Consider the following 12,361-nt stretch of genomic DNA (forward strand, 5'->3'; position numbering starts at 1 on the left):
ATCGCGGGCCTTCCCCTGGTCGCCCGGAACGACGCCGACTTTCCGAAGTGAGGCCAAGAGATTTGACCCTTCAGTCGTTGCGGGCTCCGGCCCTCGCTTTTCTGGGCCTCGCCGCCTTCCTGCTGCTCTGGGAGGCGGCTCCTTTTCTCGGCTGGGTCAACCCGGCTTTCCTGCCGCCGCCCAGCGCGCTGCCGAAGGCGTTTCTGCGCGAGATGCAGTCCGGCGCCTGGGTCGCGGCCATTCTGGGCTCGCTCTGGCACTATTTCGTCGGCCTCTTCGTCGGAGCGGGGCTGGGCATCGCGCTCGGCGTGCTGGTCGGCATGTCGCGTATCGCCGAGGAGGCGACCGCCTGGGTCGTGCGCGTGCTGCGGCCGATTCCCGGCCTCGCCTGGGTGCCCTTCGCGATCATCTGGTTCGGCGTTACGCCCGGCGCGGCGGTGTTCATCATCGCCGTCGGCGTGTTCTGGATTTCCTTCTTCGCGGCGCAGGGCGCGGTGCGCGGGGTCGATCGCGATCTGATCGAGGTGGCGGAGGCCTTCGGCTTCCGCTCGCCCTGGGCCAAGCTGTTCAAGATCCTGCTTCCGGCGGCGATGCCGGGCATTCTCGTCGGCTTTCGCACGGCGCTCGGCCAGGCCTGGATGGCGGTGGTCGCGGCCGAGATCTTCGGCGTCGCCGGTGTCGGCCAGCGCATGATGCAGGCTTCGAGCCTGCTCGCGACCGACATCGTCGTGGTCTACATGCTGACGATGGCGGGGCTCTACGGCCTGCTCGACACCGCCTTCGTCGCCTTCCAGAAATGGGTGCTGCGTTGGAAAGCGTGATCGATATCCGCAAGCTCTCGCTCACCTTCACCCGCGACGGGGAGGAGACCGAGGTGCTGCGCCAGCTCGACCTTTCGGTCGGCCGGGGCGAGTTCCTCGCCATCGTCGGCCCTTCCGGCGTCGGCAAATCGACGCTGCTGCGGGTCATCGCCGGTCTCGCCAAGCCCAGCGGCGGCGAGGTCGCGATTCATGCAAAAGACGGCACGCGCCGTCCTGTGGCGCTGGTCTTCCAGGATTCCCGCCTGCTGCCCTGGCGCAAGGTGGTGTCCAATGTCGGCTTCGGCCTCGAAGGCCGCAGCCCGCACGCGCAGCGCCTCGCCAAGGCGCAGGAGATGCTCGATCTGGTCGGCCTCGGCCAGCTGGCGCAGCGCTGGCCGCATCAGCTCTCCGGCGGGCAGCGCCAGCGCGTCTCGCTGGCGCGGGCGCTGGCGGTCGAGCCCGAGATCCTGCTGATGGACGAGCCGTTCTCGGCGCTGGACGCGCTGACGCGCGAGCATCTGCAGGACGAGCTGATCCGCGTCTGGCAGCGAACGGGCAAGACGGTGCTCTTCGTCACCCATGATATCGACGAAGCCGCCTATCTCGCCGATCGCGTGGTGATCCTGTCCGGCGCGCCCGGCCAGATCATCGCCGAGCACCGCATCGATGCGGCCCGACCGCGCAAGCGCGGCGCGGCGGCCGAGGCCGAGATCGTCAGGGCGGTCAGGCAGGGGCTCGGCGCCGATATCGTGGCGGATGGCGCCGCGATCTAGCTCTTGGTAGCGACGATGAACAGCCGCGGAAAGGGCAGCAGCACCTTGCCGTCGCTCTCGACCGGATAGGACGGCGCGATGCGGGCGAGGTAGCGCGCGAGATAGGCCTCCTGCTCATCCGCGTGGAGCCGGTCCAGAAATGGCTTCAACCCCGTGCTCCTGAACCAGTCTGCGATGGCGCCGAGTCCCTGGAGTTCGTGAACATAGGTCGTCTGCCAGAGATCGACACGGCAGCCGGCCGCGGTCAGCCAGCGCCGGTAATCGCCGAAAGAACCGATTTTCGTCCGTGCCGCGAGGGACGGCGCGAGCTGGTCGGCCCAGGGTTGCTCCATCGCCACTTCGCGCATAGCGACATGGGATGGGCGATCGAGATTATCCGGCATCTGCACGGCGAGACAGCCGCCGGGCTTGAGCGAGCGTACGAGCTTCGGAAACAGGCTGGCATGGTCGGGCAGCCACTGCAGAACCGCATTGGCGAAGATCAGGTCGTAGCCGCCCTCGACGACCCAGCTGCCGACATCGCCGAGCGTGAAGGACAGCTGCGGCAGGCGCTTGCGGGCCTTCTCCAGCATGTCAGGCGAGGAATCGAGGCCCTCGACCTGCGCTTGCGGAAAGCGCGCCGCGACCAGCTCGGTGCTGTTGCCCGGCCCGCAGCCCAGATCGATGCAGCGTGCGGGATCGGAGAGCGGGACGCGGGCGAGAAGGTCGATCGAGGGGCGCGTCCGCTCATCCTCGAAGCGCAGATACTGGGCGGCGTTCCAGTCGGGGGCGGTGGCCATGGCGCTCTCCTCCCGGCGGCTTTCGCCGGTTCCGCCGCGCGATAGGCCCGATGGCCGATCACCGCAAGGGCTCGTCTCAGAGCGAGGAGACCAGATGCCCGCCATCGACGGCGAGCGAGGCGCCCGTGATGTAGCTGCCGGCCTGCGAGGCGAGCAGCAGCAGGGCGCCATCCAGCTCCTCGGCCCGGCCGAGCCGGCGTTGCGGAATGCGCCGGATCAATTGCTGTCCCGGTTCCGTGGAGAAGAAATCGCGGTTGATGTCGGTCTCGATATAGCCGGGGCAGAGCGCGTTGACCCGAATGCCGTCGCGCGCCCATTCGAGCGCCAGCGCCTTCGTCAGCTGGATGACGCCCGCTTTCGACGCCGCGTAAGCCGCCACGCCGCCGGCGACGCGCTCGCCTAGAATGGAGGCGATGTTGACGATCGCGCCACCCTTGCCGGCCTCGCGCATGCCGCGAGCGGCCGCCTGCGCCACCAGGAAGACGCCTTTGAGATTGGTGTCGACCACCGCGTCCCAATCGGCTTCCGCGAGATCGGCAGCGCGCCCGGCGCCGCTGATGCCGGCATTGTTGACCAGGATGTCGAAGGATCTGCCAGCCAGAGCCGCCCCGACCGAGGCCGCATCCGCGACGTCGAGCGCCAGCGCATCGGCCTGTCCGCCTGCCGCTGCGATCTCGGAGCAGGCACTTTCGAGCGCCGCCAGCCGCCGCGCCGCGAGGGTGACGCTCACGCCATGGTTCGCGAGCAGCCGGGCGAAATGCAGCCCCAGCCCGCCGGAGGCGCCGGTCACCAGCGCGCTCCTGCCTTCGAGGTCGTCGAACCATGCCGTTGTCATCGGCCGAGCTTCGGCGCGATCGCGGCGGGGATCAAGCGCCGTCGATCCATAAGGCGGAAGGGCCGCTCAATCGTCCATCTTGAGCGCGGCGATGAAGGCTTCCTGCGGGATTTCGACCTTGCCGAACTGCCGCATCTTCTTCTTGCCTTCCTTCTGCTTCTCCAGAAGCTTGCGCTTGCGGGTCGCGTCGCCGCCATAGCACTTGGCGGTCACGTCCTTGCGCAGCGCGCGGATGGTCTCGCGGGCGATAATCTTGCCGCCGATCGCCGCCTGCACGGGGATCTGGAACATATGCGGCGGGATCAGCTCCTTGAGCTTCTCGCACATGGCGCGCCCGCGCGATTCGGCCCGGCTGCGGTGGACCAGCATCGAGAGCGCGTCGACCGCCTCGGCATTGACCAGCACCGACATGCGCACGAGGTCGCCCTCGCGGTAATCGGTGATCTGGTAGTCGAAGGAGGCATAGCCCTTCGAGATCGACTTCAGCCGGTCGTAGAAATCGAACACCACCTCGTTCAGCGGCAGATCGTAGACCACCTTGGCGCGCGAGCCGACATAGCCGAGATCGATCTGCAGCCCGCGCCGATCCTGGCAGAGCTTCAGCACCGAGCCGAGATATTCGTCCGGCGTGAAGATCGTGGCGCGGATCCAGGGCTCCTCGATCGCCTCGATCTTCATCACATCCGGCATGTCGGCCGGGTTGTGCAGCTCCAGCGTCGAGCCGTCGCGCAGCTTCAGCCGGTAGACGACCGAGGGGGCCGTCGAGATCAGGTTGAGGTTGAACTCGCGCTCCAGCCGCTCCTGGATGATCTCCAGATGGAGCAGGCCCAGGAAGCCGCAGCGGAAGCCGAAGCCGAGCGCGGCCGAGGTTTCCATCTCATAGGAGAAGCTGGCGTCGTTCAGGCGCAGCTTGGCCATCGCACCGCGCAGATCCTCGAAATCGGCGGCGTCGACCGGGAAGATGCCGCAGAACACCACCGGCACGACGGGCTTGAAGCCCGGCAGCGGCTCGGCGATCGGCTTCTTCTCGTCGGTGATGGTATCGCCGACGGCGGTGTCGGCGACTTCCTTGATCGAGGCGGTGAAGAAGCCGACCTCGCCGGGCCCCAGCTCCTTCACCTCCAGCATCTTGGGCTTGAACACGCCGACGCGGTCGACGCCATAGGAGGCGTTGGCCCGCATCATGCGGATCGTCATGCCCTTCTTCAGCACGCCGTCGATGATGCGCACGAGCACGACGACGCCGAGATAGGTGTCGTACCAGCTGTCGACCAGCATCGCCTTCAGCGGGGCGTCCGGGTCCCCCTTGGGCGCCGGCAGCTTCTCGACGATCGCTTCGAGCACGCCCTCGATGTTGAGGCCGGTCTTGGCCGAGATCGGCACGGCCTCGGAGGCGTCGAGCCCGATCACATCCTCGATCTGCTGCTTGATGCGGTCGGGCTCGGCCGCCGGTAGGTCGATCTTGTTGAGGACGGTGACGATTTCGTGGTTGGCGTCGAGCGCCTGATACACGTTGGCGAGCGTCTGCGCCTCGACGCCCTGCGAGGCATCCACCACCAGCAGCGAGCCCTCGCAGGCCGCCAGCGAGCGCGACACCTCATAGGCGAAGTCGACATGCCCGGGCGTGTCCATCAGGTTCAGGATGTAGGACTTGCCGTCCTTGGCCTTGTAGTCCAGCCGCACCGTCTGGGCTTTGATCGTGATGCCGCGTTCCTTCTCGATATCCATCGAGTCGAGGATCTGCTCGGACATATCGCGCGCCGCGACCGTGCCGGTCTGCTGGATCAGCCGGTCGGCCAGCGTGGACTTGCCGTGGTCGATATGCGCGACGATCGAAAAGTTGCGGATATTGTCGATGCTGCGGGTGCTCATGCGCGCGCCATAGCAGTGAAGCCGCGTGGCGCCAAGCGCGACACCATCCGAGGACGAGGGCAGGCTTGACGAATTCACAGATGGTGGATTTTATCTACCATCATGGAATCGATTGACAGCCTGGAACTCGATACGCGCATCGGCCGGCGCCTCAAGGCGCTCCGGCAGGCCCGCGACCTCACGCTGGACGATCTCGCCCGCCGCTCCGGCGTGAGCCGCGCCATGATCTCTCGCGTGGAACGCGGCGACTCGAGCCCGACCGCGGCCCTCCTGGACCGGCTCTGCGCCGGCCTCGGCATCCTGATCTCGGCCCTGTTTCACGAGGAGCGCGGCTCCGGGCCGTTCTCGCCTCGTGCCGCACAGCCGGTCTGGACCGATCCGGCCAGCGGCTATCTGCGCCGGACGGTCTCGCCGGCAGGCACGGGCTCCCGGCTCGAGATCGTCGAGGTCGAAATGCCGGCCGGGGCCCGCGTGCTGCTGGAAGCGCCGCGCGCCGGCTTCCGTCTCGACCAGCAGATCTGGCTTCTGGAGGGCGAATTGATCCTCGGGCTCGGTGCGACCGAGCAGCGCCTGACGCCGGGCGATTGCCTCGCCATGCTGCTGGATGGGCCGATCAGCTTTCATAATCCCGGCGCGGTGCCGGCGCGCTATGCGGTCGTGCTCACGGCCGCCGATGACTGGAACAGGACAAGGCCATGACCGCCATCGCCATCATCGAACTCGATGCCGCCGCCGCTTCGGCGGCCATCGCCGATCTGACCGAGATCCTGAGCGATTGCGTCGCGGGCGGTGCTTCGGTCGGCTTCATGAACTGGAACGGCGCCGCCGATTACGATCGCTACTGGCGGGACGTGATCGCCGGCGTCGCCGGCGGCCAGATCGTGCTGCTGGGCGCCCGCAGCGCCGACGGGCTCGTCGGGACGGCCCAGCTTCACCTCATCGGCAAGCCGAACCAGCCGCACCGCGCCGAGATCGCCAAGGTTCTGGTCCATTCCCGCGCTCGCCGGCAGGGCCTCGGCGAGGCGCTGATGCGCAAGGCCGAGGCGGTGGCGCGCGAGAAGGGCCGCGATCTGCTGGTGCTGGATACCGATGAAGCGGGCGCGGCACGCCGGCTTTACGCAAGGCTCGGCTGGACGGAACTGGGCACCATTCCCCGCTACGCGCTGATGCCGGACGGCGCCTTCTGCGGCTCGACGTTTTTCTACAAGGACCTGGCGTGATGCATCGCTGTCATTCCGGGGCGCGCCGCAGGCGCGAACCCGGAACCCACGACCGGGCGAGCCGTCCTGGACCGTTGCAGGCTTTCACCCTGTCATGGGTTCCAGGTTCTTCGCTGTGCGAAGCCCCGGAATGACGAGCCCGCCTCAGCCTTCCTTCGCCTCGCCGCGCACATAAGGCTCCACCGGGCCCTTGAGCGTGATCGTCATCGGCCGGCCGAAGCGATCCTTGGCGGCGCCGGCCGCGACCTTCACCCAGCCTTCGGAAACGCAATATTCCTCGACATTGGTCTTCTCGACGCCCTTGAAGCGGATGCCGATGTCCCGCGAGAGCACCTCCTCATTGTAGAAGGGGCTGTCGGGATTGACGGAAAGCCGGTCGGGAAGCTGGTCGGACATCGGTCTGGCCTGGATGCGAGGGAAATCTGCCGCTCGATAGCCGCTTCCGCCTTCAAAGCCAACTCAGCGCTTCATCCGCCCGCCCGCCGCTTCGATCAGGGCCGCGACGGCATCTTGTCGGCGCGCGCGGGCATGGGCAAGCGGCGTGACGCCGTCCTTGTCGGCGAGGCTGGGATCGGCCCCGGCCGCCAGCACGAGCTTCGCTACCTCCTGATGACGCGGCCCGCCATCGCCGAGGATCACGATCTCCAGAAGGCAGGTCCAGCCGAGATCATTGACGTGGTTGACGTCGATACCGCTGGTCAGGAGCAGTTTCACCGTCTCGACATGCGCCCGCTCGCAGGCCGGAATCAGCGCATTGCCGCCATAGCGGTTGCGCAGCGAGAGATCCGGCTTCAGCGGCAGCATCGCCGCGACGATCTCCGTGCGGCCCGACGCGCCGGCCAGAAGCCAGGGTGTGTCGCGATTGGCGGCCTGCGTGTTGGGACTGGCACTGCCCGCGAGCAGCGCCTTCGCCATGGCGACATGGTTGCCCGCCACGGCCAGGAGCAGCGCGGTACGCCCCTGCGCATCCCTTGCCTCGAGATCGGCGCCGGAGGCGATCAGCCGCTCGACCTCCGCCGTCCGGCCGCTTTCCGCCGCCGCGAGCAGGGCAGGAGCGGCCTCGGCCATCGTCGCCGTCATCAACAGAACTCCCAGAAGCGCCGCGCCCGGTCGCCTCACCGGCTGCCGTCCAGCAGCCGCCCGACCACCTTGGCGGTGTAGTCGACCATCGGCACGATCCGGGCATAGTTCAGCCGCCTCGGCCCGATGATACCGACCACGCCGACGATGCGCTGCTCGGCATCGCGGAAGGGAGCGGCCACCATCGAGGAACCCGACATCGAGAACAGCTTGTTCTCCGAGCCGATGAAGATCCGCACCCCGTCGCCCTCCTCGGCCCGGGTCAGCAGGTCGATGACGTCGGTCTGCGTCTCCAGATCGCCGAAGAGCATGCGGATGCGCTCCAGATCCTCCTGAGCGCGCAGGTCTTCCAGCAGATTGGCCTGGCCGCGCACGATGAGGTGCCGGTCGCTGCCCGGCCCGGCCGAGGTGGCGATGCCGCTTTCGACGAGCCGCGCCGTCAGCGCATCCAGCTCTCGCTCCATCGAGGCGCGCAGTGCCGCGATCTCGCCGCGCAATTCGCCGAGCGTCTTGCCGAGCGCGCGGGCATTGAGAAAATTCGCCGCCTCCGTCAGTGCCGAGGCCGGCAGGCCGGGCGGCAGGGCCAGCAGGCGGTTTTCGACCGCGCCGTCCTCCGACACCAGCACCACCAGCGCGCGCGAGGGGTCGAGCCGGACGAATTCGATGTGCTTCAGCCGGGGATCGGCCTTGGTCGTCACCACCACGCCGGCCCCGCGCGAGAGGCCGGAGAGCAGCGCCGAAGCCTCGCCCAGCGTCTGGTCGAGGCTGCGATGGCCGGCGGCGGCCTTGATCTGCGCTTCGATGCGGCCGCGTTCGTCGGAGGTGAGATTGCCGACCTCCATCATCGCATCGACGAAGAAGCGCAGGCCCCGCTCGGTCGGCAGGCGCCCGGCGGAGGTGTGGGGCGCATAGATCAGCCCCGCCAGCTCCAGATCGGTCATGACGTTGCGCACCGTGGCGGGCGACAGGGTCATCGGCAGCAGGCGGGCGATGTTGCGCGAGCCCACCGGCTCGCCGGTCGTCAGATAGCCGTCGACGATCTGGCGGAAGATCTCGCGCGAGCGCTGATCGGTCTCGATCAGGCTGCTCATCGTCTCGGGGCGGGGCGTATGTGCGCTCATCGGCCTTGTGCGGGCGAAATCCGGATCAGGACGTATTGTCGTCATGCTGCGGGTGGCAATCAAGGGGCGTTGCCGCCGCCAGCCTTGCCCCGCCGGGTGGGAGCGCCTAAAAGCCGCGCTTCTCAGAAAGATCAGGACCGACCCATGCGACCCTCCAAACGCGCCGCCGACGAGATGCGCAAGGTCACGCTCGAACGCGGCGTCGTGCGCTATGCGGAAGGCTCCTGCATGGTCACCTTCGGCGAGACCAAGGTGCTCTGCGCCGCCACCGTCGAGGAAAAGGGGCCGCCCTGGCTGCGCGGCACCGGCAAGGGCTGGGTCACCGCCGAATATTCCATGCTGCCGCGCGCTACCCATGAGCGTACCCGCCGCGAGGTCACCTCCGGCAAGCCGTCCGGCCGCACCCAGGAAATCCAGCGCCTCGTCGGCCGTAGCTTGCGCGCCGTGGTCGATCTCACCGCGATCGGCGAGCGCCAGATCGTCGTCGATTGCGACGTCATCCAGGCCGATGGCGGCACCCGCACCGCCTCGATCACCGGCGCCTGGGTGGCACTGCACGACGCGCTGAAATGGATGGAAGGCCGCAACCTGCTCAAGGGGACGAACCCCCTCAAGGACCATGTCGCCGCCGTCTCCTGCGGCATCGTCGCCGGCAATCCCGTGATCGATCTCGACTATGTCGAGGATTCCGGCGCCCAGACCGATGCGAATTTCGTCATCACCGGCTCCGGCGGCCTCGTCGAGGTGCAGGGCACGGCCGAGGGCGCGCCCTTCTCCGAGGACGAGCTGATGGCCCTGCTCAAGCTCGCCAAGGGCGGGGTGAGCAAGCTCGTCGCTCTCCAGAAGGCGGCGGTGGCCTAATTGGATCGCTTGCCTGGTTTCATCTGCTCGGGTCATCCCGGACAAGCCGCGTGAGCGGCGCCGATCCGGGATCCATGCCTGATCTGTTCCGGCATGGATCCCGGGTCTCCCTTCGGTCGCCCGGGATGACCGAGCACGTTCGAGACGGATGGAAAACTGCAATGGCCGAGCATCGCCTCCTCACCGGCAAGGTCGTGATCGCGACCCATAACCAGGGCAAGCTGCGCGAGATGCGCGAGCTGTTGGCGCCCTATGGCATCGAGCTGGTTTCGGCCGGCGAACTCGGCCTGCCCGAGCCGGCGGAGGACGGGATGATGTTCTCCGAGAACGCGGCCATCAAGGCGGTCGCGGCCACGAAAGCGAGCGGCCTGCCGGCGCTGTCGGACGATTCCGGCATCTGCATCGATGCGCTGGACGGCGCGCCCGGCCTGTTCTCGGCCAACTGGGCCGGGCCGGGCAAGGATTTCGCCCCAGCCATCGCCCGCGTCCAGATGGAGCTCGCCAAGCGTGGCGCGCTGGCGCCCGACCAGCGCCGCGCGCATTTCGTCTCGGCGCTGGTCATCGCCTGGCCTGACGGCCATCAGGAGCTGTTCGAGGGCCGGGTCTTCGGCACCGTCGCCGAACGCCCGCGCGGGCCGGCCGGCTTCGGCTACGATCCGATCTTCCAGCCGGACGGGCATGAGCGCACCTTCGGCGAGATGAGCAACGAGGAGAAGCACGGCACCGATTGGGGCACCCGCGACGGCGCCCTCTCGCACCGCGCCCGCGCCTTCGCCGAACTCGCCGCCGCCTGCCTCCGGAAGCCGGCGTGACCGCCCCGGCCGCCCTCACTGAGCGGCCGCCTGCCGCGCATCCCACCGCGGATGCGGGCTTCGCCGTCTATGTGCATTGGCCCTTCTGCCTGGCCAAATGTCCCTATTGCGACTTCAACTCCCATGTCCGGCTGCAGCCGCCGGATCAGGCCCGCTACATCGCCGCCTTCCGCCGCGAGATCGCGCATCGGGCGGCGCTGGCGCCGGGCCGGACGGTCTCCTCGATCTTCTTCGGCGGCGGCACGCCCTCGCTGATGGAAGGGCGCACGGTCGGCGCCATTCTCGATGCCATCGGCGAGCATTGGGCGGTCGACCCGAACTGCGAGGTCTCGCTGGAGGCCAATCCGACCAGCGTCGAGGCCGGGCGCTTCGCCGATTTCCGCGCCGCCGGCGTCAACCGCGTCTCGCTCGGCGTGCAGGCGCTGAACGATGCCGATCTCAAGGCGCTGGGCCGGATGCATTCGGCCGAGGAGGCGCTCGCCGCCGTCGCGATCGCACGCCGCTATTTCGAGCGTCATTCCTTCGACCTCATCTATGCACGCTCCCCGAACCAGACCCCGGCGCTCTGGCGCGCCGAGCTGGAGCTGGCGATCAGCCATGCGGCCGAGCATCTCTCGCTCTACCAGCTCACCATCGAGCCCGGCACCGCCTTCGAGCGCCTGTTCCGCGCCGGCAAGCTCGCGATTCCGGACCACGAGGCGGGCGCGGCGCTCTACGAGATCACGCAGGAGATCACGGCCCGGCACGGCCTGCCGGTCTACGAGATCTCGAACCATGCCCGTCCCGGCGCCGAGTGCCGGCACAATCTCGTCTACTGGCACTATGGCGAATATGCCGGCATCGGGCCCGGCGCACATGGCCGGCTGGTGACGGCGCAGGGCCGCATGGCGCAATCCACCGAGAAGCGCCCGGAAATCTGGCTGGACCGGGTCGAGGCCGAGGGCCATGCCCTGATCGAGGATGAGCGGCTCGATGCCGAGGCGCAGGGCGACGAATATCTGCTTATGGGCCTGCGCCTCGTCGAGGGCATCGACCCGGCCGTGTTCGAGGCCTTGGCGGGCCGGACGCTGAACGCGACGCGGATCGCCAATCTGATCGAGGAGAAGCTGCTGCGCCGCCTCGCCGATGGCCGGCTCGCCGCCACGCCGGATGGCGCCCTGCTGCTGGACGCGCTCGTCGCCGATCTCGCGGCCTGAGCCATCCCGAAGTGCGGTCGTGCGGGAAGGCCCCGCGCCTCGCTTCACGCCGCGAAGATCGACCAGCCCGTCGCCTCGGTCAGCCGCTCCAGCGCTAGCGTGCCGAGCAGCGAGTTGCCATTGGCGTTGAGCCCCGGCGACCACACCGCGATCGAGGCCTGGCCGGGAGCGATGGCGAGGATGCCGCCGCCGACGCCCGATTTTCCCGGAAGGCCGACGCGGAAGGCGAAATCGCCCGAGGCGTCGTAATGGCCGCAGGTCAGCATCAGCGCATTGATCCGCCGGGCGCGCTGGGCCGAGACGACGCGCGGCGCTCCGGGCTGCGATGAGCCGCCATGCATCAGGAAGCGCCCCGCCGCGGCGAGCTGGCGGCAGCTCATCGCGATGGCGCATTGATGGAAGTAGACGCCCAGCGTCAGCTCCGGCGCATGGGTGAGGTTGCCGAAGGCCTTCATGTAGTTGGCCAGCGCGATGTTGCGAAAGCCGGTCGTCTGCTCGGCCCGCGCCACCGCCTCGTCGATCGCGATGCTCTCGTCGTCGGCGAGATGGCGCACGAAGCGCAGCAATTCGCCGATCGACACACGCGGTTCGTGGCCGGCGAGGTTGACGTCGCAGACCACGATCGCGCCGGCATTGATGAAGGGGTTGCGCGGCACGCCCTCCTCGCGCTCCAGCTGCACGATCGAGTTGAACGGCGTGCCCGAAGGCTCGCGGCCGACGCGCCGCCACAGCGAATCGCCGACCTTGCCCAGCGCCTGCGTCAGCGCGAAGACCTTGGAGACGCTCTGGATCGAGAACGGCTCGTCGGCGTCCCCCGCCAGATGGACGCTGCCATCGGCCAGCGTGACGCACAGGCCGAAGCGGCCAGGATCGATGGCGGCGAGCGGCGGGATATAGCTCGCGACCGTGCCGCGCTCGGCGGCGCCGCGCATCTCCTGCGCGATCTCGCTGACGAGCCTCGCAATATCCGTCATCGCTACCGCCCCCCGCGGCCCCGCGCCGAAAGCACCAG

Annotated in this window: 14 protein-coding genes; 7 read left to right on the plus strand and 7 right to left on the minus strand. The window is 68.4% G+C overall.

The features are described from left to right. The first annotated feature begins 62 nt into the window (after window positions 1-62). Together ACOJTB_RS07235 and ACOJTB_RS07240 are read left to right on the plus strand one after the other, a co-directional pair. Window positions 63-821: an ABC transporter permease gene (locus ACOJTB_RS07235; RefSeq protein WP_420101850.1), complete on the plus strand. Its 759-nt coding sequence runs from the start codon at window positions 63-65 to the stop codon at window positions 819-821. Continuing rightward, on the plus strand, window positions 797-1,573 hold the full coding sequence (locus tag ACOJTB_RS07240) for an ABC transporter ATP-binding protein (protein WP_420101851.1): 777 nt from the start codon (window positions 797-799) through the stop codon (window positions 1,571-1,573). The genes ACOJTB_RS07235 and ACOJTB_RS07240 overlap by 25 nt, the downstream gene beginning before the upstream one ends. On the opposite strand, the gene tam is transcribed toward ACOJTB_RS07240, so the two are convergent. The 3 genes from tam to lepA all read right to left on the minus strand — a co-directional run bounded on the left by tam (window position 1,570) and on the right by lepA (window position 5,059). Next, complete coding sequence (gene tam, locus ACOJTB_RS07245) at window positions 1,570-2,352, minus strand: trans-aconitate 2-methyltransferase (protein ID WP_420101852.1); 783 nt, start codon at window positions 2,350-2,352, stop codon at window positions 1,570-1,572. The two genes, ACOJTB_RS07240 and tam, sit on opposite strands and share 4 nt — an antisense overlap. 76 nt (window positions 2,353-2,428) lie before the next feature. Then, complete coding sequence (locus tag ACOJTB_RS07250; RefSeq protein WP_420101853.1) at window positions 2,429-3,187, minus strand: SDR family NAD(P)-dependent oxidoreductase; 759 nt, start codon at window positions 3,185-3,187, stop codon at window positions 2,429-2,431. Between the two features lie 66 nt (window positions 3,188-3,253). After that, entirely contained in the window at window positions 3,254-5,059 is a 1,806-nt protein-coding gene (gene lepA, locus ACOJTB_RS07255) for a translation elongation factor 4 (protein WP_420101854.1), read from the minus strand. A 102-nt stretch (window positions 5,060-5,161) separates the two neighbouring features. Between lepA and ACOJTB_RS07260 the strand changes: the two genes are divergently transcribed. Both ACOJTB_RS07260 and ACOJTB_RS07265 read left to right on the plus strand, forming a co-directional pair. After that, a complete protein-coding gene (locus ACOJTB_RS07260) occupies window positions 5,162-5,758 on the plus strand; it encodes a helix-turn-helix domain-containing protein (protein WP_420101855.1) in 597 nt (198 codons plus the stop codon). Continuing rightward, window positions 5,755-6,279, plus strand: a complete 525-nt coding sequence (locus ACOJTB_RS07265; RefSeq protein ID WP_420101856.1) for a GNAT family N-acetyltransferase — start codon at window positions 5,755-5,757, stop codon at window positions 6,277-6,279. The genes ACOJTB_RS07260 and ACOJTB_RS07265 overlap by 4 nt, the downstream gene beginning before the upstream one ends. A gap of 144 nt (window positions 6,280-6,423) precedes the next feature. Here ACOJTB_RS07265 and ACOJTB_RS07270 read toward each other — a convergent pair whose 3' ends face one another. The 3 genes from ACOJTB_RS07270 to hrcA form a co-directional block, all read right to left on the minus strand. After that, window positions 6,424-6,675, minus strand: coding sequence for a DUF3297 family protein (locus ACOJTB_RS07270; protein ID WP_420101857.1), 252 nt, complete (start codon window positions 6,673-6,675; stop codon window positions 6,424-6,426). A 63-nt stretch (window positions 6,676-6,738) separates the two neighbouring features. Next, window positions 6,739-7,359, minus strand: a complete 621-nt coding sequence (locus ACOJTB_RS07275) for an ankyrin repeat domain-containing protein (RefSeq protein ID WP_420101858.1) — start codon at window positions 7,357-7,359, stop codon at window positions 6,739-6,741. Between the two features lie 35 nt (window positions 7,360-7,394). Beyond that, window positions 7,395-8,480 carry a heat-inducible transcriptional repressor HrcA gene (gene hrcA / locus ACOJTB_RS07280; protein WP_420101859.1) on the minus strand — a complete coding sequence of 362 codons (1,086 nt, stop codon included), beginning with the start codon at window positions 8,478-8,480 and terminating at the stop codon, window positions 7,395-7,397. A 144-nt stretch (window positions 8,481-8,624) separates the two neighbouring features. On the opposite strand from hrcA, the gene rph reads away from it, so the two are divergent. The 3 genes from rph (at window position 8,625) to hemW (ending at window position 11,349) form a co-directional block, all read left to right on the plus strand. Next, entirely contained in the window at window positions 8,625-9,341 is a 717-nt protein-coding gene (gene rph / locus ACOJTB_RS07285) for a ribonuclease PH (RefSeq protein ID WP_420101860.1), read from the plus strand. A gap of 161 nt (window positions 9,342-9,502) precedes the next feature. Then, entirely contained in the window at window positions 9,503-10,153 is a 651-nt protein-coding gene (gene rdgB / locus ACOJTB_RS07290) for an RdgB/HAM1 family non-canonical purine NTP pyrophosphatase (protein WP_420101861.1), read from the plus strand. Continuing rightward, window positions 10,150-11,349 (plus strand): radical SAM family heme chaperone HemW, encoded by a 1,200-nt coding sequence (hemW, locus tag ACOJTB_RS07295; RefSeq protein WP_420101862.1) that lies wholly within the window; start codon window positions 10,150-10,152, stop codon window positions 11,347-11,349. Before rdgB ends, hemW begins: the two co-directional genes overlap by 4 nt. 44 nt (window positions 11,350-11,393) lie before the next feature. Here the strand turns inward: hemW and ACOJTB_RS07300 are convergent, their stop codons facing one another. Further along, complete coding sequence (locus ACOJTB_RS07300) at window positions 11,394-12,323, minus strand: glutaminase (RefSeq protein ID WP_420101863.1); 930 nt, start codon at window positions 12,321-12,323, stop codon at window positions 11,394-11,396. Window positions 12,324-12,361 lie beyond the last annotated feature (38 nt).

Source organism: Allobosea sp. (genome assembly GCF_048595345.1).
Classification (GTDB): Bacteria; Pseudomonadota; Alphaproteobacteria; order Rhizobiales; family Beijerinckiaceae; genus Allobosea.

Coding starts and splice junctions, on each gene's coding strand:
- ACOJTB_RS07240 (WP_420101851.1), top strand. CDS start 797: ATGGGTGCTGCGTTGGAAAGCGTGATCGATATCCGCAAGCTCTCGCTC.
- tam (WP_420101852.1), bottom strand. CDS start 2,352: ATGGCCACCGCCCCCGACTGGAACGCCGCCCAGTATCTGCGCTTCGAG.
- ACOJTB_RS07250 (WP_420101853.1), bottom strand. CDS start 3,187: ATGACAACGGCATGGTTCGACGACCTCGAAGGCAGGAGCGCGCTGGTG.
- lepA (WP_420101854.1), bottom strand. CDS start 5,059: ATGAGCACCCGCAGCATCGACAATATCCGCAACTTTTCGATCGTCGCG.
- ACOJTB_RS07260 (WP_420101855.1), top strand. CDS start 5,162: ATGGAATCGATTGACAGCCTGGAACTCGATACGCGCATCGGCCGGCGC.
- ACOJTB_RS07265 (WP_420101856.1), top strand. CDS start 5,755: ATGACCGCCATCGCCATCATCGAACTCGATGCCGCCGCCGCTTCGGCG.
- ACOJTB_RS07270 (WP_420101857.1), bottom strand. CDS start 6,675: ATGTCCGACCAGCTTCCCGACCGGCTTTCCGTCAATCCCGACAGCCCC.
- ACOJTB_RS07275 (WP_420101858.1), bottom strand. CDS start 7,359: ATGACGGCGACGATGGCCGAGGCCGCTCCTGCCCTGCTCGCGGCGGCG.
- hrcA (WP_420101859.1), bottom strand. CDS start 8,480: ATGAGCGCACATACGCCCCGCCCCGAGACGATGAGCAGCCTGATCGAG.
- rph (WP_420101860.1), top strand. CDS start 8,625: ATGCGACCCTCCAAACGCGCCGCCGACGAGATGCGCAAGGTCACGCTC.
- rdgB (WP_420101861.1), top strand. CDS start 9,503: ATGGCCGAGCATCGCCTCCTCACCGGCAAGGTCGTGATCGCGACCCAT.
- ACOJTB_RS07300 (WP_420101863.1), bottom strand. CDS start 12,323: ATGACGGATATTGCGAGGCTCGTCAGCGAGATCGCGCAGGAGATGCGC.